The sequence below is a fragment of the Novipirellula rosea genome (assembly GCF_039541335.1).
In the GTDB taxonomy this organism is placed as follows: Bacteria; Planctomycetota; Planctomycetia; order Pirellulales; family Pirellulaceae; genus Novipirellula; species Novipirellula rosea.
On record NZ_BAABGA010000064.1, the window covers coordinates 51,180 to 73,558 of the forward strand.

Annotated in this window: 13 protein-coding genes; 6 read left to right on the forward strand and 7 right to left on the reverse strand. The window is 55.6% G+C overall.

Going from position 1 to position 22,379, the window contains the following annotated elements; genetic code table 11:
- Positions 1–236: 236 nt before the first annotated feature.
- Positions 237–1,712, reverse strand: a complete 1,476-nt coding sequence (locus ABD971_RS23135) for a deoxyribodipyrimidine photolyase (RefSeq protein ID WP_345325997.1) — start codon at positions 1,710–1,712, stop codon at positions 237–239.
- A gap of 86 nt (positions 1,713–1,798) precedes the next feature.
- Complete coding sequence (locus tag ABD971_RS23140; protein ID WP_345325999.1) at positions 1,799–5,485, reverse strand: mechanosensitive ion channel domain-containing protein; 3,687 nt, start codon at positions 5,483–5,485, stop codon at positions 1,799–1,801.
- Between the two features lie 352 nt (positions 5,486–5,837).
- On the opposite strand from ABD971_RS23140, the gene ABD971_RS23145 reads away from it, so the two are divergent.
- From ABD971_RS23145 to ABD971_RS23155, 3 genes are all read left to right on the forward strand, one after another.
- On the forward strand, positions 5,838–7,022 hold the full coding sequence (locus tag ABD971_RS23145; RefSeq protein ID WP_345326001.1) for a prepilin peptidase: 1,185 nt from the start codon (positions 5,838–5,840) through the stop codon (positions 7,020–7,022).
- Between the two features lie 105 nt (positions 7,023–7,127).
- Positions 7,128–7,658 (forward strand): Spy/CpxP family protein refolding chaperone, encoded by a 531-nt coding sequence (locus ABD971_RS23150; RefSeq protein ID WP_339938867.1) that lies wholly within the window; start codon positions 7,128–7,130, stop codon positions 7,656–7,658.
- 189 nt (positions 7,659–7,847) lie between these two features.
- Positions 7,848–8,774 (forward strand): ThuA domain-containing protein, encoded by a 927-nt coding sequence (locus ABD971_RS23155; RefSeq protein ID WP_345326004.1) that lies wholly within the window; start codon positions 7,848–7,850, stop codon positions 8,772–8,774.
- A gap of 254 nt (positions 8,775–9,028) precedes the next feature.
- Here the strand turns inward: ABD971_RS23155 and ABD971_RS23160 are convergent, their stop codons facing one another.
- Positions 9,029–9,193: a hypothetical protein gene (locus ABD971_RS23160; RefSeq protein ID WP_339938871.1), complete on the reverse strand. Its 165-nt coding sequence runs from the start codon at positions 9,191–9,193 to the stop codon at positions 9,029–9,031.
- A gap of 158 nt (positions 9,194–9,351) precedes the next feature.
- Entirely contained in the window at positions 9,352–12,411 is a 3,060-nt protein-coding gene (locus ABD971_RS23165; protein ID WP_345326006.1) for a CRTAC1 family protein, read from the reverse strand.
- 547 nt (positions 12,412–12,958) lie between these two features.
- Here ABD971_RS23165 and ABD971_RS23170 point away from each other — a divergent pair.
- A complete protein-coding gene (locus tag ABD971_RS23170) occupies positions 12,959–14,140 on the forward strand; it encodes a DUF1559 family PulG-like putative transporter (protein WP_345326008.1) in 1,182 nt (393 codons plus the stop codon).
- A gap of 488 nt (positions 14,141–14,628) precedes the next feature.
- Here the strand turns inward: ABD971_RS23170 and ABD971_RS23175 are convergent, their stop codons facing one another.
- On the reverse strand, positions 14,629–16,938 hold the full coding sequence (locus tag ABD971_RS23175) for an AMP-binding protein (protein ID WP_425571359.1): 2,310 nt from the start codon (positions 16,936–16,938) through the stop codon (positions 14,629–14,631).
- Between the two features lie 493 nt (positions 16,939–17,431).
- Positions 17,432–18,532 carry an exonuclease/endonuclease/phosphatase family protein gene (locus ABD971_RS23180; protein ID WP_345326012.1) on the reverse strand — a complete coding sequence of 367 codons (1,101 nt, stop codon included), beginning with the start codon at positions 18,530–18,532 and terminating at the stop codon, positions 17,432–17,434.
- Positions 18,533–18,922: 390 nt separating this feature from the next.
- On the opposite strand from ABD971_RS23180, the gene odhB reads away from it, so the two are divergent.
- The gene (odhB, locus tag ABD971_RS23185; protein WP_345326014.1) at positions 18,923–20,248 is read left to right on the forward strand and encodes a 2-oxoglutarate dehydrogenase complex dihydrolipoyllysine-residue succinyltransferase; all 1,326 of its coding nucleotides are present in this window, start codon (positions 18,923–18,925) and stop codon (positions 20,246–20,248) included.
- 28 nt (positions 20,249–20,276) lie between these two features.
- Entirely contained in the window at positions 20,277–21,188 is a 912-nt protein-coding gene (locus tag ABD971_RS23190) for a universal stress protein (protein ID WP_345326016.1), read from the forward strand.
- Between the two features lie 110 nt (positions 21,189–21,298).
- Here ABD971_RS23190 and ABD971_RS23195 read toward each other — a convergent pair whose 3' ends face one another.
- Positions 21,299–22,369, reverse strand: coding sequence for an SDR family oxidoreductase (locus ABD971_RS23195; protein ID WP_345326018.1), 1,071 nt, complete (start codon positions 22,367–22,369; stop codon positions 21,299–21,301).
- Positions 22,370–22,379: the final 10 nt, after the last annotated feature.

Below are 22,379 nucleotides of genomic sequence, written 5' to 3' on the forward strand. Positions count from 1 at the left end.
CTCGCACTCACCCCCCCAATATTGGCTGGCAGGGAAACTCGTTCATCGCTCTGGGCCACGGCGGGTGAACCTCCGAAAGTCTTGGCGACTTTCGCTGCGCCAGCAAGGGACCGCAGCAAAACCATGCATTCCCTCGCTTACGCGTCGGGTTGAGAATACGCGTCGGGTTGAGAAACGCGTTGCGAAAATCGCACAACTCCAAAAATGCACGAAGCTTTCTAAGTCGGACGCTCTCTCTACGAATCGGTCCCCGGCCCAAAACGCTCTAAATAACGATCGAGTCTCAACTTGCGACGCGCACTATCGCTGGTCATGTAGCGGACGCTGCCGAAAATGGGGCGTTCGGGCCCCCAGGCTCGGTCGAATCGTCCGAGCGTCCAAAAAATTCCGCTGTAGGAATTGGGATCCCGCCCATCGAGCCCATATTTATTGTTGAGCTCGATCATGATTCGCAACGCTTGCTGCGGCGTTTCGGTCCAGTGCAAGATTTTCTTGCCCCACAACATTCGCATGTAGTTGTGCATCACACCGGTACGAACGAGCTCGCGTTGGGCGGCATTCCAGAGTGGATCGGCTGTTTCCGCCGCCTCAAACTGCCGCAGTGTGTAGACCTCATCGCGAGCGTCACTCTGATGTTTTCGCAGCGTTTTGACCGCCCAATCGGGCAGCGTGTCAAAGTGGTCATACGTCCCACTCTCGCGAAACGTACGATTGAAACTAAGTTCACGCCACGTGATCAATTGGTCCAACAACGCCTCGGCCGACTCGCTGGTGTTCCAAAAACCGTTGTTTTTTCCGTTCGGCTCCGACGCTTGGTCAGGAGTCCAATCTTCATGATCCAGGATTCGGTCGACAATTTCGTGAGCCGAGATGTGCCCAAAATGCAAATACGGACTGAGCCCCGTCGTGGCATTTTCATCAGGATGATTCCGATCGTCGGCGTAGCGAGCCAGATCGTTTTTTATGAACGCAGTCAATCGAGCATTGGCCTGTTTGGCTCCGCCGCGTACCGTTTGACTCGGTTTGACATGATGGTCAATCGGAATCTTGTCGAGTCCGCCGGACGAGAGCAACGCGTCGATGTCCGCAGGAGGCCAGCGCCGCGTGATCGCCGCAGGCAACGAGTCGAGCTGCGGCAACGTGACTCTCGACAGCGGATCCGGTTTGGGCATTTCCAACAGCGCGTCGAGAATATTTTTCTGCATCCAGCGGCGGTAGCTATGAGCGACGGTGAAGGTGCGGTCGGGCAACCGCAGCGGCATCACCCCATTGCTGTCAACCAATTCCAACCGCGCCGGAATGCGGTCCTTCACTGCGTCGATCATGTCCGGCAAAAAGAAACAAGGGTATTCGTCTGTGACAACAGTGCACGCTTTCTTGGCCAACGTGTGCAGCAGTGGACTTCCCGTTCCTGGCTTGGGTTCAACGTACGGATAATACGTCACCGATTTCTTTGATAACGCGGCGGCGTTGTCACGCATCCCCTCGATCACGAAGCGATGCAGCCGATCGCTCGCCCATCGATAGCGAGTACGAAGCGGCTCGAAAACAATCAGCGGCTTGCCAAATTCCTTTGCCCGATCGACTGCGTGCTGCAGTGCAAAGTTGGATCGAGTTCGCCGAAACGCGATCATCCAATACAGCACATAATCGCCCTGCGGGCGCAGCGGATGGGTGTTGGCATCACTGTGACGAATCTCGGGAATCAACATACAGAGGCCACATCCAGAAAACAAACAACCTATCGCCCGGCCACAACCCGCGCGGCAACTGAGTTCATTGTTGATGCGTGACAAGCTTAGCTTGGAAGATCCGGACTCGGCTTGCTGCCCAACATCGCGGCACTGACCCCATCAATCGAACGCACGTGCAGGTCGCGTTGGGGAAAGGCGATTTCGATCTTATGTTCGCGAAATGCGTCATCAATTGCGATATGCAGTTCGTGTTTAATGCGGCGATAACTTGCCACGCCTCCGACAAACACTCGCAGCTCAAAATTCAGTGTGCTGTCCCCAAACTCGTTAAAAATCACCATCGGCGGCGGATCCTCCAGCACCGAGGTGTTTTTATCGGCCACCTCATAAAGCAGCTTCGTCGTCAAACGAGTATCACTGCCATAAGCGACACCGACGCTCGTTACCAATCTCAAACTGGCGTTGCTGAGCGTCCAGTTGACCAGATTCCCCGTCACAAATTCTTTGTTGGGAACCACCAATTCTTTGTTATTCCAATCCAGGATGGTCGTCGCCCGAATCCGAATTCGTGTGACGGTCCCGGTCACATCGCCGATGGTGACGGTATCGCCGACGCGCGCCGGTCGCTCGAACAGCAGGATGATTCCAGAAACAAAGTTCGCAAAGATCTCTTGCAAACCAAACCCCAGGCCCACAGTCATTGCGGCGACCAACCACTGCACGCTCGACCAACTAACGCCCATAAAATGGAACGCCGCCAAGGCACCGACCAAGATCATCAAGTAGCGTGACATCGCGCTGGCGGCATAGCGGGCACCAGCGTCCAGCGGCAACCGCTGCAGCAGTGTGATGTCCATCAATCCCGGGACATTGCGACAAGCAATTACGGTCAATACGACCGAGACAATCGCCATCACCAAGTCCCCCAGCGTGACCCACACCGGTCCCGAATCCGACTCGGCCGACAGATGCACGTTCAGCCACAGCGGATAACGATGGACGACACCGAGCGCCGGAATAAACTCGCTCCAGGTCAAATACAACCCGATTGCACCGAGCAGAATCGGCACCAATTTGACAAATCGCTGAGCTTGGCGATTGAGGTCGGATAATTGGACATGCCCGGCACTTTCGATCATTTCGACGGCATCGGCTGGCATCTCGGGAGTCGCCTCTTTGACTTGCGCCAACGCTTCGCGGCGTTCTCGGGCGCGTGCGATGGCAACACGCCGATAAGTGATCAGCAACCACCGCATCAGCAAGGCGCGAACGAAGATCAAAAAGGAAACGATTCCGACCGAAACCACCACCCGCCATGACAATTGAACCGCCGCATAGTGGTACCCCGCTAGCGACCCCGCCAACAACACCAACGGAATCAGTGCCAACAATGGCGCCAGCGTGCCCCCAATCCTAGCAGACGGGGTATCCGCGGAAGCACGAATCTGAGCCATAACCGTACTGCGAGGACCGAGCCAGCCCCACAAAATGACCGCTCCGGTGACCATCGCGATGGCAAAGGCGAGTCGTCCGATCGAGGTTGTCATCAACTCATCGCCTCGGAGCTCGGTATACATCACGATCACCGAGCAAGGGACGATCACCCGAGCACTCCAAACCAACCCGCGGCGAATCAAATGCGTCGCGGTCAGATCCCAATCGAAATGGTCTTGGGCAATCCCATCGGTACGAAAGACATGGCGAACGAAATCGATGACGTACATCAAGATGCTGCCGCTAAACAAGGCCTTGCCAAACAGATGCAGCGGTTCACCGATCAGCGTCGCACTTTCTAATCGCCATGCGATCCACAACACGAATAACGCTGCAGGGCTGGCAATCAACATCGTCATCAGCACCGCGTGCGTGGTCGGCGCAAACAGCGTCGCGTTGGGCCGTGATGCTTCGTGTCCCAACCGGCTTATCTCGCTCTTGATGCGTCCGCGTGAAAACAGCAACCAACCGATCAGGATCCAAATCGGTATCGTGGCAAGCGGTTTCTCGCGAATATCGCGAGCCAATACTATCAAACCGTCTTTCCATGGTTGTAAGTGAAACGCATCCATCAAAGGTTCACGCCACGAGAATCCCGCGCGGTACCAAATCGGCGTGGTGCTGGGCACCCACAACACATGCTCGGAAACGAATGCCGCATGTTCGTCGATCAGGTCTGCTAAACGACGCTGCTCGACTTCTAAGTTGCTCAAACGGTTCAGTCGTTTGCGGGCAATTTCAGTCAGCTCGCGATAGAGCGTCAAACGATCGTTAAAAACGCGGCGAAGCTGGTCTTCGACATGCTCGCGATCGTCCCCGGGAATCAACCCAGCGTGATCTTCGACATAGCGATCCACGGCAGCATCGAGGTCCAACAGTTTGCGCCGTTCGTTCTCCCACTTCAAGATTTCGACCGTCAGCTCACTGATCGCCGCACGTCGTTTGCGAGATTCCTGGCGATACGCCGACGTACTGGGCAGCTCATTTTTCTCGTTGCGAAGCAGTATCCCGATCTCTTCAGAAAACTGAGCCGCTTCGGCTTGATCTCGGATTTCCGTGAACTGAGCGTTGCGTGCAAGATACTCTTCGCGAGTGACGACGATCGCTTTGCGATTTTTTTCGAGCTCTTCCAGCAGCGACGTTTTCCGATTTGCCAACGCCAGGTTAATTTCGGCGGCATCCTTGATTTCTTGGTCGGCGGCTTGAACTGCCTCGACCGCTTGGCTGGCCTCTTGCATCGCCTCGGCTTGTTCGGCTTTTGCCAACGCTGACTGCAAACTTTCGACCTGCTTTTGTTTCAGCGTCTGTTCGCGAGCGGTGGCGTCACGCTGAAGGGCAAGCAGTCGCTGGGCATCCTCGGCCACGCGGGTTTCGGTATCAAACAAATCCAAGTCGTTTTTTAGTTGCAGTATTTTTGCCTGCAACGAACTGCGTCGCGCCGCCTGAAGTGGATCGGTATCGTCTTCGGCGATCTCACTCAATTGCTTTTCCGACTCGACCAACGCCGACCGCGACGTCGCGATCAAGTCGGGCAGCTCCGCCATCCGCTTGCCCCAGAAATCGACTTGATCGTTTAACGCTTTTAACTGTTGATCCAAGGCAGCGAGATCCGCAAACGCTTGCCGATGCTGGACCTGCAACTGGCTCAGCGGAATCTCGCTAAAATTAACGGCTTCGGTGACGGGACGCGTCGCCAATTTTTCAAGTCGAGCTTGGGCAGTCTTAAGATCTTCGGCGACGGTGGTCGACTGCTTCGTTAGCAACTCGATTCGCTGGGCTGCCACCTTCGCCTCGTCGATCCGTGTGATCGCCTTTTTCAGTAGCTCGGTGATTTGAGCCTTTAGTACATCATCTAAATCGACCGACGCAGCAACTAGCTGCATCCGCGTTTCCAGATCACTCTTGCTGGGCACCTGCTGGTCAGGAATCCCATTGGACGCCGCCACTCCGTTCGCCTCGGTGGGACCACTGGACATCGACGGAGCATTCGCATCGGGCGACGAGACTCCGTCCACTTGGTCGGCCGCCGAGGTGGCCTGGACTGTGGGCCTGTCATCACGCGGCGGGCTGCCGGATTGCGGACCGGCCGACTCGGGGCGCGCGGACTGGGGATCCACGTTACCTAGCCTGTTTGTCCCTGGCGAATTCGCATCCCCGGGCGCGGTCAGCTGTAGCGGTGGCACATCCTGAGCCGTCACCGGATGGATCAAAAAGAAGACCAGCAAACAGAGCAAACCGGTTGAATAAGTCCGGATGTTGCCATCCGACACGGCCCTAAAAAAAAACAAACGATGCAAAAGAGACTCCATCGGGTCGAAATCGCATACCGGACGACAAGTCTGCCCTCCAAAGCAGCGATAGCCACTCAAGCTTACGCAGCGTAGCATGTTGCGGTCAATTACTTTCGACCGTGAACTTGCCGCCGTTTTTACATTTGGCCAATCCGGAGCGTCGTGACATACCGCTCACTCGGTTTCCGGGGGTTCGCGGTTCAAAGCCGAGCGACTTCGGCTACATTCATGCACAGCACGGCGGTGCACACCATTTTGCCATCTCCCCGCTTTCCACTTTCCAGCTTTCCATTTCCCGTGATAGTTTGAGGTTCCCGACGTGGGACGTAGGCGACGATCAATTCCTTGGGCCCTTGTATTGGCAACCACGCTCGCTTGCATCGCTGCGGCTTATGTCTTCGCAGTGGCATGGTGGCAATCGCGTGGCACCTCGCATTACAGCCCAGCCGATCTGTACCTAACTCGGTTGATGGACGTCACGATCGCGGCTTGGTTGTTCTGGATCGGATCATCGATTGGCAGTTTCCTGAACGTGGTCGCATGGCGAATGCCGCGAAACCAAAGTGTCAATGGACGATCCTATTGCCCCCGCTGCAACACCCGGCTGAAGGCACGCGACAATTTCCCGGTGTTTGGCTGGCTGGCGCTGCGTGGACGATGCCGCACTTGCCGGCTTCCGATCTCACCTCGTTATCCGATCGTCGAAGCGGCGGTCGGGATCAGCATCACTTTAGTCGGGATCGCCGAGATCTATCGTTTAAGTCTGCCGTATCAAAACCAACACTGGCACGGAGGACCTTTGTGGGTCCCGATGGTGGATCAAGCGGTGCTGGTCACGCTGCTGTATCACGTGATCGCAATCGCACTGAGCTGGGCGATGGGGCTGATTCGCATGGACGGCCATCCGCTGCCGCGGCGGCTGAGCACGACCGCGGCGGTGATGCTTGTCGGCGGCATGTTGATTTTCCCAACGGTGATGGTGGTGCCCTGGCAGATGCAAGTGCCTGCGAATTGGCGAGCCGATGGATTGCACGTCGACGCCGTGATGCGAGTGATCACTGCGCTCGTCGCCGCCACGTTTTTGGGACGCTGCTTGGCTCGCGGTTTGTGCATTGGTGCGGATCCCAAGCTCGATCCGCTGGGGAAATCAACGATTCGTTTGATCGATTTGATCACGATGATTGCCGTCCCCGCATTGGTGTTGGGATGGCAATCGTTGGCAGCCGTGCTGGTGGTTGGGGCCTGCATCACGCTGGGTCTAGGTCGCGTGTTGCCCAAGTCGACTGACATGCTTGGCCGCTTTGCAATCGCGATGCCGATCACGCTCTGTTTGTCGATCCTGTTTTGGCGACCGCTACACGCGGCGGGGTTTTGGCCAAGCGACGGCAGCTCGCCCTGGGTGCTACTGACAGCCGCCGCGCTACTGCTGTTCACTCCGACATGGCTTCGGGAAAGGCAAACTTTGCCCCCTGAAGTATTACCGCTAGAAGAAGCCGAGGATCACGACAGCGACCAAGCTGACTCAACTGTTTTGGAAAATTGACGCGCAAGCCGTAGACGCTGGATCGAGTGGGCAACTAAAATTTGCGAATCCGAAATCGGCGATTGATCCGGTTTCCTATCCCCACTTTTAGGCGAGTTCGCAGTCATGAAAAGACGCATGTTGAGTGTTTTAGTTTTGACTTTGGCTTTGGTCGTAACGGTATCCGCAGATGATGCCAAACCAAAAAAGAAAGGCGAGCGGGCAGGCGGAAAAAATGCAGGTGCAGCACAGTTGCTGAAACCGTTTGAAGCGGTTGACTTGACGGAAGAACAAACTGCCAAGATCAAAGCCTTGGGCAAGGCGATGAACGAAAAGAGCAACGCGATTCGCGAGGAAGCGGGCGTCACCCAAGAACTGATGAAGAAGCGAGCCGAAGCGATGAAGGCGGCTCGTGAATCCGGCAAGAAAGGAAAAGAGTTGGCTGCCGAAGTCGACGCCAAAGCAGGGCTTACCGATGCCCAAGCCAACGCGATGAAAAAGGTGGCCGAGCTTCGCCAAAAGTTCATGCAAGAGGCCGTCGCGGTACTGACGCCCGAGCAAAAAGAAAAGCTTCCCGCCCGTATGAAGGGTGCTGGAAAAGCAGAGGGCAAAGAAAAAGGCAAGGGTAAAGGCAAGAAAAAGAAAGAGGCAGAATAGGCCTAGCCAATCGGCCTGCTTAGGGCTTCCCCCCGACCGCGATTCAGCTTAAACGCTTGATAATACGAAGCTTCGATTCATGATTGGATCGAAGCTTTTTTTGTTATGATACGCTTTCCGGCGCGGACGCAGGGCGGTTACCTGGGTGCCGACCGGCTGCTCCATTCACTCCCACAAGGTAATCCACACGTGAGACTATTTAGTTCGGCGATCCTCGCTCTCGCTTTTTCAACTAGCACGCTTTTGACTGGCGTCGCTGCGGCCGAAACCGCCAAACTCGTCCTGGTTGCGGGCAAACCATCGCACCCGCCTCGGATGCACGAATTCAACGCCGGCGTGCAACTGTTGGCCAAGAGCTTGGCGTCGGTCGAAGACTTGGAAACCGAAGTGGTCTTAAACGGTTGGCCCGAAGACGAATCGATCTTTGAGGATGCCGACGCAGTCGTTTTCTATATGGATGGTGGTGGTCGGCACGAAGTGGTCCAAGAAGAGGGCCGTCGCTTGAAGCTAATCGACCAATGGGTCAAAAACGGAGTGGGCGTCGGATTCATGCACTTCGGAGTTGAAGTGATCGCGGATCAGGCGGGGGAAGAATTCAAAGACTGGATCGGCGGCCACTACGAACACATGTTCTCGTGCAACCCGTTTTGGGAACCGATGTTTGTCACGCTGCCAGACCACCCTATCACCCGCGGGGTAAAACCGTTCCAAATCAAAGACGAGTGGTATTTCAACATGCGGTTTGTCGGCGACATGGCCGGAAATAAGCCAGCAGAAGTCGATGGACTAAAGTTTCAACCGATTTTGGTTGCCGTGCCTTCGGATGACGTCCGCAATGGCCCCTATGTGTACCCCAAAGGCCCATATAAACATATCCAAGCAAACCAGGGCCGCGCCGAAGCGATGATGTGGGTGGTCAATCGCGAAGATGGTGGACGGGGACTCGGATTCACCGGTGGCCATTTCCATGACAATTGGGGCAACGACGATTTCCGCAAAGTCGTGCTCAATGGCTTGCTATGGGTCGCCAAGCACGAAGTGCCCGAGGGCGGCGTCGAATCGACGGTCACTCAAGCCGACCTGGACGCCAACCTCGACAAAAAGAACCGCCGTTAAAAACGATGCGGACTCGAAAGCGTTGACAAAACGAAGACAGGCAGCGAGTCATGTTGATTCGCTGCCTGCTGTTGCGTAGCAATTGAAAACGCGGTCAATCGGAAATGCGGTCAATTGAAAACACGGGCAATCGGGACGGGTAACGTCCTCGACCTTCCGTTGACGAGCTTATCCAAGGACAAGTCCATGATTCACGACAAGTCCATGATTCACGATGACCGCAGTGCGTTACACGGATCGGCCCGTGCTAGCCGCTACTGATTATTCGCGTCGCCCATCGACATTTCTTCGTAGTTCTCGGGTTGAGCCGATTCATTTGTTGCTTCGATCACTTCAGGCTTCTTTTCGCCACAGCCAGAAACGACACAAGCGGTAAACGCGATCATGGGGATCAAAAGAACAAGTTTGCGGAGATTCATAAGGTCTTGCTTCAGGAGTAGAAAAGTAAACAGCCGTGTGGCAGTGATTTAACATCAGTAACGAAGTTTACGCGATCCTGATAGAGATTGCCACACGAAGGAGCTAACCCGTTTCACTTTTTTCTGCAAGGAAACGGTACATCCCGCGGACGCCTCCCTCACCAGCGTTTCCAAACGGAATCCTCGTCCTCGATAATCAAAAAACGGCTATCAACCGACAACTGCTCGAACGTTTGACTTTCTCCACTTGGCCAGGTGATTTCCACTGCATCCACCTGCTGGTAATCGCCAAGACCGAAGCATAAGACATTTTCATTTCGAGACAGGTATCCATCACCGGTTTGCACCGTGGCGGCCCACGTTTGGTCATTGCAGCGGATGGTGACATTGGCACCGATCGCGTCGCGTTCGGAACGGGATCCCACCAATTCCAGCTGCAGAAAATGGCGGGTTGAATCCGTTCGATTTTCCAAAAGAGCAACGTTCTTCTTCAGATCCGTGACCACCACATCAACGCGTCCATCACGATTCCAATCACATCGGGCCATGCCACGGGAAAGATGACCGGTTTGCCAATAGTCGTCATCACCGTCAACGGTCGCTTCCCGAAATTGGCTGCCACTGCGAACGAGAAGCTGTGAACGCATTTCGAAATCAATTCCACGCTCACTAAAATCTTCGATATGCCCATTCCCGGTTACGAGATCCCAGGTCGAGTTGTTGTCGTAATCGATTGCCTGCGTTCCAAAACCCAACATGTTTCGTGTTAGCGCATCCAGCCCATATGGAACAACCAAATCGGAAAAAACGCCCGAGGCATTCTGCATCAGCAGGTTGGACCACTGGTTTTCGAAGTTAGTGATATGCAGGTCCATCAACAAATTGCCATCGAAATCGGCTGCCGCAATTCCCATGCAGGCCATTGGCATTCCGCCTTGACCATATGCGACTCCCTTGGCGACCGCGACGTCCGACCACTGCTGCTGCTCCGTGGCGGTGGACTCTCCCGTCGCAGCCGTCTCGCGATGCATCCACAACTGGTTCGCGCGCTGGTCATTGGCCACAAAAACATCGATCCCACCATCGCCGTCGATGTCACTGACCAGCAATCCGAGCCCGGAACTGGCTGTTTCGGAAGCTGAGTTACCAAATGTTTTCGCGTTGAAACTTCCTGCGGGGGCGGTTTCAAAATAGCGATCAAGCCCCGGCTGAAAATGCAACGGCCCAGGCAATCGAATCGGCTTTCCTGTTGCATCATATTCGATCGGTCGATAGATATCGGAATCGTCGATGTAGTTGACGGCGACTAGATCAGGCAAATGATCGCCAGTCACATCGGCAATCGCCAGCGAAGTGGTGTACTCGGGCTCGTCCCAGATGGGGTCAACGTTTTGCACCCGAAACGTCCCGTCACCTTGGTTGACCAACAAGCGGTTGGGGCCGAGGTTGGCCAGTGCGAGATCTGGAAAACCATCTTGATTCCAATCGCCTGCGGTGACCCCCGTGGTGTAGTGCCGATCGTCCGCAGCGGAAGCCGAGATGACATTTTCAAATTTTGCTCCCCGGTTGCGAAACAAACCATTGGGCAGCTCCGACGTATCCTCGGGCGGGTTGCAAGCAGCTTGACCAAAATACAAATCAATCAAGCCATCGGCGTCAAAATCCAAGCAGGCGACGCCAGAACCGTAAGCCTGGAAAATCTGAAAATGGCGAGCAACCGGAGGCGCCGCATTCTGATACGCGAAGCGAAGGCCCACGTCGGAGGCCACGTTCGTAAAAACGGGAGGAACCGGTTTCGCCTTGACTATCGCATTGTCCAAGCCCCGCTGCATCGACGTCGTCGGTACCGTCAACGTTTGCTGCTCAAGCGATGCTAAAAAAGTCTCCACGACCGCTGGATTCACCGGCGCAAAACCGCACAGCAGCCGCGTCATGTCCAACCCATCAGGTCGTTGGGCTAACAATTTCGGCTTATACTCGGCCAATTCTCTAAGCTGGTCCGATCCCGGAGCCAGCTTCGTGAACATCAATTCTTGCCATAGCACGGATTCCAACGGACGTCCCATCGCCTGCATGATCGCAGACATTTCCGAATAGTCACGCGGATCAATTTGTTTTGAATTGATCATGCGGCGAATCAATTGTTGAACGTGCTGCACCATGCGGACTCGCTCTCGAAACGCCTCCGCCATTTCTTGGTCTCCCGCTAGTTGCAGCGACTGCACCATCGCGTTGTGTGCTTCCACGCTGTTGGGTTCCAAGCGGATCGCGGTCGCGAAACAGGCTGCTGCCGCGTCGGGCGATTGACGGATCGCGGCATGCCCCGCCGCCAACCAATACTCACTGTACGATTCCCATTGTTCACTGCGTCCACCAAGCCAACGATCCAGTCGGTCCTGTTGTTGAGAGTCGGCTAATGTCCAGCCGTACAGCGTTTCGACTGCGGCGTGCTGTTGCCAGAGCTCATCGCGGGAATCCAACAGCTGCAAGCATTCTCGTATATCCCCTTGGGAACGAAGTGCTCGAGCCGCATTCAACACGCCAAGGGACCCAAGCTGTTGGGCATCATGAATATCAGGCTTTTCGGCAATATCGACCCCCACGCGATGAGGGAAGCAAAGTGCCCTTAGTTCGGCAAGCTCAAGCGGTGCTTGGTTCGACAAAAGTCTTAATTGACGATTTGCCTCACTACGAAAGCCTCGCTGATTTAGCTGCTGAGCAAAGCGGCGTCGCGCATCGACAAAATCGGGGTGTTGCTGCAGCAAGGTGTCAAAACGTTGTATTGCTGCCAAGTCGCTGCCATTTTCGAACAGCAATTCCGCAGCCTGCACTCTCAGCAGCACCGCGTTGTCCGGGTGCGAATTTGCCAGTTCGTCCAGGGCAACCACAGCTTCTTGCACCTGATTTCGCTCGCACAGCAGCAGCACCCTCAAGGTGCCAGCGGACAAATCGTTCGGATACTGAATTTGAAGTGGATTCAGGATCTTTTCAGCGTCGTCCAGACGTCCATTTCGAATCAGATTCGCAGTTTGAGCCAGCTGCTGCTGTTTTTTTGCTTCTCGGTTCGTCTCGGCATCAGCTGGCTGCAACTCCGCAGGCGAACTCGCCGGCGGGGGGCCCTCGGACGGCTGACACCCGCATAACGCCAGCGAGAAAACGCACATCACGACAAAGTGTCGCGCACGCAACGCTACGAGTTGTTTTTTGTGACCAAACATTTCTTGTCTCGCACGATCCCACACAAATGGGTCAGCCGCCTTTTCGAATACCTGCTGAAATGGTTTCGAGTCAACCTATCGAAGTCGGCGTAGAGGTGCAATCGATTGACGCAGGATGAATCATGACCGCCCCCCTTTTGGTGATCTTGTTTGTCGTCATTTCGCATTTGGATGCCTGATCGATCTCCGACCAATGCCTGATCGATCTCCAACCGTCGACGGGAACGGAGAAAAAAAAACTAGCCACAAAAGTGCACATGCGAACACGACCTTGTGTTTTTTTTCGCCAATCCAGCTCCGCTGCAACGTTTTCAGGTTGACATAATTGTGGGTGGTCCAATAATCGCAACATCTTATTTCCGCCGACATAACGGTGGCTTATCCAACCCTGCGAGCCGACTATTGACTTTACGGTCACATTACTGGTCGATCCGCTCGCAGTGCTAATCTGACAGACTGCTTATATTGTCTATTTTGCTGACTTTTGTGAGGGAACACCAAACCCCTCCAATGTCATTTTTTACTCTTTTAAAAAAGGGGCTTTTCGATGGTTTTGCGTCATAAAACCAAGACCGGTTTTACGCTGGTCGAACTACTTGTGGTCATTGCAATTATTGGGGTACTCGTGGGGCTGCTGCTGCCAGCGGTACAGGCCGCTCGCGAAGCAGCTCGGCGGATGAGCTGTAGCAACAACATGAAGCAAATCGGGTTGGCGTTGCACAATTACCACTCCGCCTACAAGCAGCTGCCGAAGCAATCTGGGGGCACCTATGACCTCGACAGCAATGGGGGTAACAATAACCGCTATCGCCTCAGTTGGCTGATTGGGATCACACCGTTTATTGAACAACAGGCGTTGTGGGAACAAATCAGCAACCCGATGGACAGAAACAATGATGGCACGATTGATTACTACTCCATGGGACCTTGGCCTTGGCAAACCAACTACGAGCCTTGGATGACAGAGCTGCCGGCATTCCGATGCCCGAGCGATCCTGGAACCGGAGCCCCGGCGATGGCTCGAACCAATTATGCGGCCTGCATCGGCGACAGCACTGACTGGGTCAACTGGGGGTACTGGCGATGGCAGGGTGGTTCATGGAACCAGGGCCACATCAACAGTGCAAACGCTTCGAATCGCGGTTTCTTCTACAATCGCAAGTCGATGAAATTCCGTGACATGCTGGACGGTTTGGCAAACACGGTCGCGGTCGGTGAAATCGCCACCGGACTAGGTGACCGCGATATTCGCACCGATCCCTACTTCGGTATCGGCTGGGGAACGATTCACGCGAACCCTTCGGCTTGTCTCGATGCGGGGCTGACGGATCCCGAGCGACCTCAGTTCTGGGAACCGTCGATCGGCAATTCGAATCCCGGACTGCGTAGTAACAGTTGGAAGCGTGGCTTTCGCTGGAGTGATTCGGTGCCAACCTACACCAGCTTTACGACCATGCTGCCGCCCAATCGCGAGGTTTGTATCGGTGGCGGTGGCGACTTCGATACTGGGGTTCTGCCACCAAGTAGCCGTCACCAAGGCGGTGTCCACATCTTGATGGGTGACGGAGCTGTGAAGTTCATTACCGACTCGATCGAAGCCGGAAATCCACGTTCGCCGGTGGTCAAGCAAGGCAGCCCCGGCGTCGCCCCTGGATCGAAAAGCCCGTACGGTTTGTGGGGTGCTCTGGGTACCCGCGCGTCCAAAGAAACGATTGACGGCGAATTCTAAACGTCTTTCGAAAATGATGACCGAATTCCGTTCGGTTCGCTTTCGCCGCTCTGCGAGTGGGCGAAAGCTAGTAGTCAACGAGAGTCAATTCTGAAACACCGGCACACCTGCTCCGGCAGAGTGTGCCGGTGTTTTTTTGTGTTCATCGAGCTGCTGTCAGGACGCATTTAAGGGACGGGGCAGTCTGCAAAACACCGAAGCGTTTGATGCGGATGCTGAGTAGTTCGGGCAATCCGAGGTCAGACGATCTCTTTGCGACGATCGCTCACCTGCAAGCCAACGAAGTCATTTCATTCGAGGTGATCGCAGAGAGATAATCTTGCAACGCAAATGCATCACTCGGACCCCTACGCTGGCGAGCGTCTTCTACGTTGGCGAGCGTCTTATCTGTAAAGATGAGCTAGCACTTTTCTCCGTCGTCCCGCGATGAACGATCGAAACTCTAGACGAGTCCCGCTACCCGGAAAACGGCGGCGGCGACGGCGGGCTTAGACTTCGCCAAAATGCTTTTTGGCGACCATCTGAGCTCCCTTGATGTCAAGTTTGCCGGTGCCAAGCTGTGGGATCTCTTCGACCTCCAGAAAACTGTCCGACGAGGGAATGAACAGGTTTGGCAAACCAGCCGAGACCAATCCGGCCCGCACTTCGTCGTACGTTTTGGAGGTCCGCAAATGCAGCACGACCAATCGTTCGCCTTTTTTGGCATCGGGGACGGCGGTCACACAAACCGTTGGCCGCTCGATGTCGGATTCCTGTGCCGCTGCGTCCGCAGCCTCACTTGCGGCACCGCAGCCATACACTTTGGCGATTTCTTCTTCGACGCGAAGGTGTGGCACCATCTCGCCGCCGATCTTTGAAAATCGACTCAGCCGGCCGGTGATATGCAGGAAACCTTGATCGTCGACGTTGGCGATGTCCCCGGTCACGTACCAGCCGTCCTGGACGACTTTGCGAGTCAATTCGTCTTGATTGACATAACCTTTCATCACGTTCGGACCGGTTACCATTAGCATGCCGTCTTGGCCTGCCAACAGTTCGCTGCCATCCTCGGGCGAAACGATTCGCGCGCCGATTCCTGGCAGAGGGCGTCCCACACTGCCTTCGATGCGGTCGGCCTGATACTTCGCCGCCGAACGGCTGGGGGGAATGTTGACCGAAACCAACGGGCTGAGCTCGGTCGCTCCATAGCCTTCGACGGGACGGACGCCAAATCGTTCTTCAAAGGCATCAAACAGTTCGGCTGGCATTTTTTCGGCGCCGACCACGACGACATCCAATGTCGCGAATTGCTCTGGTTCGACGCGGCGCAGATAGCTTCGCAAAAAGGTGGGGGTTCCGAGCAGCACGGACGCCTTGAACTTGGCCGCCAGCTTACCAATTTGGCGAGCATCGAGCGGGTTGAAATGATAAACCCCGGTCGGTCCCAACGTCATCACTGCCCACAGCGTCACGCTGTAGCCAAACGAGTGAAAGAAGGGCAGCACGCCGATGACGACGTCTTGGTAATTAAGTTTGACGGCGCGTTCGATGGCGTCGACGTTATGGCTGATGTTCGCCTGAGTCAGCATCACTCCCTTGGGCATCCCGGTCGAACCGCTGGTGAAGATGATCGTCAGCAAGTCGTCTTTGTCGACTTTGTGTAGCCCCAGGACGCGGTCGAGCACCGCTGCGGGCAGCAACACCGCCTGGATGAACGCAACAGCCTTGTCCCACTTTGTGACTTTGTCTTTGAGCGATTCGAGCAGCACGACATCGGCGTCGAGTTGCAAATCCAATTTGCTGAGAAACTTTTCACTCGTCAGCACATGTTTGATTCCTGCATCGTGAATACAGTGGTTCATCACCGTGCTGGATACGGTGTAGTTCAGATTCGCGGTAACTCGGCGATCCATCGTCAACGCGATGTTGGTCGCGACACCTCCGACGCTCGGGGGCAACAAGATCGCCACCGTGGACTCATCACGATCGAGCACATCGCGGCGAAGCACACGCCGCAGCGCCAGCACTCGAATCAGCAGTTCGCGTCCAGTGACTTCGGTGCCCATCGAATCCGCACACTGGATCTTGCTTCCCTTTTTTCGCCAGACGCGGATCACGCGACGTGCGAGTGTGGGAAACTTGTCGCGTTGTTCGATGGTCGCCCGCGCCCCGAGCGATTGAACCTGCGATCGAACCAGCTCCAACGGCGCGTCTCCTTCGAACGGCGGTCCGATATAGAGTGTCAGCGTGCGGCGGAACTGGGTCGGCCATTTGAAGAAGAACTTGCCACCCGAGAAACTAAAGATGCTGCCCCACATCCCTTCCAACCAAACCGGCATGATCGCGGCATTGGTGCCCTTCAATATTTTTTGGATCCCTGGCTTGAAGGCTTGCAGTTGCCCGGTCCGCGTGATCGTGCCTTCGGGAAAAATCCCGATCACATCGCCGTTGGACAAACCTTCGCGGGCCGTCTTCAGTGCGCGGCCGATCGACTTGGGGCCCGAGTACATCAGGATGGTGTCAAAGGCTCGGCCCAAGTAGCCACCGATTCGACTATTAAAGTTGGATCCATCAACGACAAAGCGAATATTTTTGGGCAACATCCACAACAGCAAGATCCCATCGATCCAGGAAATATGGTTGCTGGCGATCACATAGCCACGGTCGCGGGGCAGATTCTCGAGTCCCACGACTCGCTTGCGATAGAACGTAGCAAGAATCGGACGCATGAATCCGCGGACAAAGGTTCGTGGCGAGTAGATCGCCAGCAGCACGATCAGGACCGCCAACACGGCGATGACAAGCAGTCCAATTTGCAATCCGTTCACTTTGAAAATCTCTCGCAATAAATTCGTGGTCGTCACAAAGCAGCCGAGCGATTCAGCCGGGCTGCGATGTTGTCATGATTTCGTGTTACCATAATGCAATCACGCGGGGGGCGAAATCAGCCTGACGGAGGTAGCCCCGTCTCGAGAAATCCCCCTAAAAAGGGTTCCTGCCGATTGTTTGGCCCCCCATAACAATCGTCCGCGCCACCTTTCCCTGACCAGTGCGAATGATACTGCCAGACTCTCTTACCTGAGCCCATCCTTTGGCTCGCGCTGCGCTGGAGATTGGCTCGACCCGAGCGTTTGTTAAGCGGTGCGATGTGGGACGTCGCCCGCTATTTCCCGAACGCTTTATCCACGCTGCGACCGGGCGGCTCGCGCCGCTCCGCTATAAACACCACTCGTTTAACGCAAAAGTAGACGGCATTGGGCTCGCGGCGTTTCGCTAACAGGCCTCGATGGGGCCTCGATGGGGCCTCGATGGCTACAGCCGCCCGCCTTCGATTGCGGTGAACTCGGCGTACACGGGCAAATGGCTGGTCACGACCTCCGCATCAGCGAGGCTCATGTTGTAGACTCGCAGAAAGTCGAGGGCACCACCGCGGCCGAGATACTCACTGCAAAAGGTTGTATCCATCAAGATATTGCTGGTTTGGTAGCGGCCAAACACATCCGTAGGAACGCTCCGCACCGCCGCGACCACGTTGTCACCGACAAGCGTTGGCACCAAATACGCATCATCGGCTTGGAACAGCCCAGCCAGTACGACGTCGTCCTCGCCGCGTCCGTCATTGCGAACACTTTTTAGAATCCCAGGCAACAAGGCGACTTCGACCGGGGCTTGGCCAAGATCGACCCGAATATTGACGAGCGAGAAGGTCCAAGCGGTTTCCACTGGCGGTTGGGCGGCTTGGAACCATGCCACCAACGGATCATACCCCATTTGATTTTGGGGGTCGGCGACGGTGTAGGTTTGATTGCGATCGACGCGAACTCGCGTCGTATCGAATACAAACGCCAACTGTTCCTGACGCCCGGCGGGCCCATTGGACTCGCCAAGTACAAAGTCGTATCGGCGGCCGGATTGGTTGATCTCGTCGATCAAACGAGGGATCAAATCACGTTCGATCGCGGCAATTTGCTGTAGCGCGACGATGTCAAACTGGTGCACAATCCGCACAATGTTTTGACGGGCGATCGGATTGGCCAACTTGGTCGGGCCAAATCCATCGAGCGCCCATGATGCGATTCGCAGGTTGGCGATGCGGGCCGATGATCGTGGCGTCACGCTGGCCGGCGTCGCGGTCACCGCAGTGCGAGCTGTCGATGTGAACGGGTTCTCAGACGCACTTGCGCTGGGGGCTGCGGCAATGCCGGACACGAATCGAGACGAATCGCCGCTGAATTCAGATTCGCCCGGAAAACTCGTTAGCTCGGCATCATCCCACAACTCGTTCTTGGGCGAGACACGCACCCCGTCGAGCCCTTGGATGTTATAGTTCTTGAAAAAATACCAGCCGCCACCGACAAGTAGCAGTACTACCACGGCGACTTGAATCGGATTGCCACGGGTAGAGTCTTCCATTGCTCAAACGAGTGATGTTTTAAAAGGAGTTTCAAGAATAAGAGGGCGGCTCTGATTGAATTGAAAAGGAGGGAATCGACCCGAACGTGCCTCGATCCCAATTGCCGCCTCATGCGTCATCGATCCGAAAGCGGTCGCTTCATCATGCGGAGTGGTAAATTTGGACGCACTCGTACCTCGATCGGCTACCTGCGCGAACCAAGAACTGCATTCGGCACATTCGCTAGGCTTTAACGTCGTTTCGTCGCACGCCCCCATTTTGAAACCGCCGAGTCGCTGACACGATCGGAAACACGCGGTAGGATGATGCGAACGTGCCAAAGTCTGTTTTGCACGATCAAACCAGTAGTTAGTCCGTTTTGCCCTCTTTCTTACGAGCTGATACGAACCGTGAGCGAATCTATTAACGTCGACGTCCCTACCGTTGGTGAATCGATTAGCGAAGTGCAAATTGGTCAGTGGCTCAAACAAGAGGGAGATTGGGTGAAGGACGGGGAGGACCTCGTCGAAATCGAAACCGAAAAGGCGTCGGTACAGATCCCTGCTCCCGGATCCGGATTTCTTGAGAATATTCAAAAAGCATCCGAAGAATTTGCCTTGGTCGGCGAAACAATCGCTTCAATCCGCCTCAGTGACGCTCCCGCCTCAAACGGCACCCCCCCATCGGAATCTGCTCCTTCGGCCAGCGCCGGGGCGAGCCCCTCGGCGTCGGGTGGGCCATCCGCATCAAGCCAGCCCGCGGCGGGCGGCGGCGCGACAGCGACCGCAGGCGGCACATCCGCCTCGTTCATCATGCCCGCTGCGAAACGGTTGCTCGAAGAGCACGGGTTATCGCAAAACCAGGTGCCAGCCACCGGACCGGGTGGTCGACTGCTAAAAGAAGACGTGTTGGCGTTCGTTCGCAACCGCGGCAATGCCCCGGCAGCCCCTGCTGCCCCCAAACCAGCGGCAAGTGTTCCCAGCCCCGCGCCGCGTCCGACGGCGTCCACGTCGTTGGTGGCCGAATCGGTCCCCAACCGCAGCGAAGAGGTCAAACCGCTGAGCATGCTGCGGCGTACGATTGCCGCCCGCTTGGTCGAGGCTCAGCAAACCGCGGCACTGTTGACGACGTTCAACGAAATTGACATGCAGCCGGTGATGGCGATCCGCAAGAAATACAAAGACGCGTTCGCAGAGCGTCACGGGGTGAAACTCGGATTCATGTCCTTCTTTGCCAAAGCGTCCGTCGAAGCACTGCGGCGTTATCCGCTCGTGAACGCGGAAATTCGCGATGACAATATTGTCTATCGTCATTACCACGATATCGGAGTCGCGATCGGAGGCGGTAAAGGATTGGTCGTTCCGATTTTGCGAAACGTCGAACGCATGTCGTTTGCCGACGTCGAGGCGGGGATCTCCGAATTTGCTCGCCAAGCAGGTGAAAACCGATTGCAGCCAGCTGATTTGATTGGCGGCACCTTTACGATCAGTAACGGAGGAGTCTACGGATCGCTACTGAGCACTCCGATCGTGAATCCTCCGCAAAGCGGCATCCTCGGATTACACTCGATCCAAGAACGGCCTGTCGCGATCGATGGCAACGTCGTCATTCGCCCGATGATGTACGTCGCGTTGACCTACGATCACCGGATCGTCGATGGACGCGAAGCGGTCGGATTCCTGAAGACGATCAAAGAGATCATTGAGGACCCGTCTCGTTTGTTCTTGGAACTGTAAACCACGATTCGCAAGGAAAGAAGCAGCAATGACGAAGGTCATCCTCGCCACCGACGGTTCACCTCAAGCGGACGATGCGATTGCGTTTTTAATGCGATTGCCGATTCCACAACCGGTCCACGTCGACATCGTAACGAATGTTTTCTTTCCGCTGAACAATGGCGATTTAACGGATCCGTTGTTGCGAGATTTCCGTGACCACCAAGAAGCGGAAGCCAATCGCTATATGGCGCGATCCGAATCGGCATTGGGCGACTTCGCGACCACGGTCAATCGAAAGATGCTGCACGGCGATATCGGCCACAGCATTGTCGAATTTGCCGAGCAAAACGCGAGTGACTTCGTTGTCATGGGAGCGACGGGGCATTCGGGAATTGGCCGCATGTTGTTGGGCAGTGTCAGCGATTATGTTGCCACGCATGCACCGTGCAATGTGATTGTCGCACGCCAACCGCTGCATCAATGTTCGCAAGACGACCCGATGAAAATCACGATCGGATATAACGATTGCGAAGGTTCGAAAGAAGCGATCGACGAGTTCACGCAACTCGATTGGACCACCACCGCCGCGATCAGCCTGCTCGGCGTGGTGCCAGTATTTCAAGGCTTTAGCCCTGATTTGATGCCGAATATCGTGCAATACCGCAGTGAGCAACGGATTGCCGCGATGCATTATTTGAAAGCGGGCCGCGAACGACTGGTTAGCGAGCATTCGCAACTGTCCAGCGATCAAATCTCGTGTGACGTGGTGGAAACCGACCACGTCGGCAACGCGATCATCGAACGACTCGAAGAAGAAAAGACCGATCTGGTGGTGATCGGCGACTCGCACCGCAGCCGGATCAGCCGCATGCTATTGGGCAGTGTGTCGCGGTTCGTCCTGCAGCACGCTCACTGCAGCATGTGGATCGCACGAGACAAAAACGCAGTGAAGGATTGAGGGCAGGGCGGTGACGTAGCGAAAGTCGCCAAGACTTTCGGCGGATTACATTGCGAACCGAAACTCTTGGCGAGTTTCGCTACCCCAACATTAGCTACCCCCACATTAGCTTACGCAAACCGGCTCGCTCCCCACACTTCATTGCGACTCGGCGGCACCATGCCGGGCTTGTCTGGGTTCTGGTAAAGCAGGGATTTGATTTTTGCTTCCGAGCCTGAAAAACCGTCGTCGCGTTCGTAGTGCCACCGCTCGTGCGTCGGCAACCATTCGTCGGTAAGCGGCCACGGGTCAAACGGGTTGTAGCCGAGGTCCTGCTGCAGCTTGGACGAATCCATCGACACATCGCCGGCGCGGGGCGGCATCGGCCCGGCCTCGTGTCGCAGCGACTTGTGCAGCAGATCGGGATCGTAGCCGCCAACGCGATTGACGATCTGGCCAATTTGATACAACGTCAAACGCCGTGGTCCGCCGGCGTGATACAGACCGGTGAGAGGCTTGTCCAACAGCGTGGCAAACAATCCGTTCATGCAATCGGTATAGGTCGGCGTCCGTACTTCGTCGGTAAACAGCGTTGCCGGTTTGTTCTGCTTGAACCGTGACGCAATCCAGTCGATTGCACCGGCGTGCTCATTGAAACTGATCCCCATCGGTAACGAGATACGAAGCACACATGCATTGTCGCACTGCGAGAGCACGACGTTCTCGGCTTCGACCATCTTTGCGCCGTACACGGTCACCGGATCCGTGGCATCTTGTTCGTCGTAGCTTCCGCCGTCGCGGCCCGCGAACACCAAGTCGACCGACAAATGGATCACGCGGGCATCGTGCCGGACGGCTTGAGCAATCATGTTCTCGGCACCGACGACATTCACCCGATGCGCCATGTCGACATTTAATTCACATGATTTTAATCGACAACAACCACCGAAATTCAGCAGGCTGCGGAAACGATATTGGTCCCACAACCTGGCCACACTGTCGGCGTCTTCGGCATCACAGGCGACGATGCCGTCGCCCGATAGCGGCCACATATTGGATTGACGAACCCCGATGACTTGATCGCCATACCGGTCGCGAAAGTAATGAAATGCGTTGTATCCTGGCACGCCCGCAATCCCGCTGACCAACATCGGCAGCGGCGGGGAAGCGTCGTCTTCGTAGCGAGGGTCCAGCAGATCCATGAACTCGGTT

Coding starts and splice junctions, on each gene's coding strand:
- ABD971_RS23170 (WP_345326008.1), top strand. CDS start 12,959: ATGGTTTTGCGTCATAAAACCAAGACCGGTTTTACGCTGGTCGAACTA.
- ABD971_RS23180 (WP_345326012.1), bottom strand. CDS start 18,532: ATGGAAGACTCTACCCGTGGCAATCCGATTCAAGTCGCCGTGGTAGTA.
- ABD971_RS23160 (WP_339938871.1), bottom strand. CDS start 9,193: ATGAATCTCCGCAAACTTGTTCTTTTGATCCCCATGATCGCGTTTACC.
- ABD971_RS23135 (WP_345325997.1), bottom strand. CDS start 1,712: ATGTTGATTCCCGAGATTCGTCACAGTGATGCCAACACCCATCCGCTG.
- ABD971_RS23190 (WP_345326016.1), top strand. CDS start 20,277: ATGACGAAGGTCATCCTCGCCACCGACGGTTCACCTCAAGCGGACGAT.
- ABD971_RS23165 (WP_345326006.1), bottom strand. CDS start 12,411: ATGTTTGGTCACAAAAAACAACTCGTAGCGTTGCGTGCGCGACACTTT.
- ABD971_RS23195 (WP_345326018.1), bottom strand. CDS start 22,369: ATGGATCTGCTGGACCCTCGCTACGAAGACGACGCTTCCCCGCCGCTG.
- ABD971_RS23150 (WP_339938867.1), top strand. CDS start 7,128: ATGAAAAGACGCATGTTGAGTGTTTTAGTTTTGACTTTGGCTTTGGTC.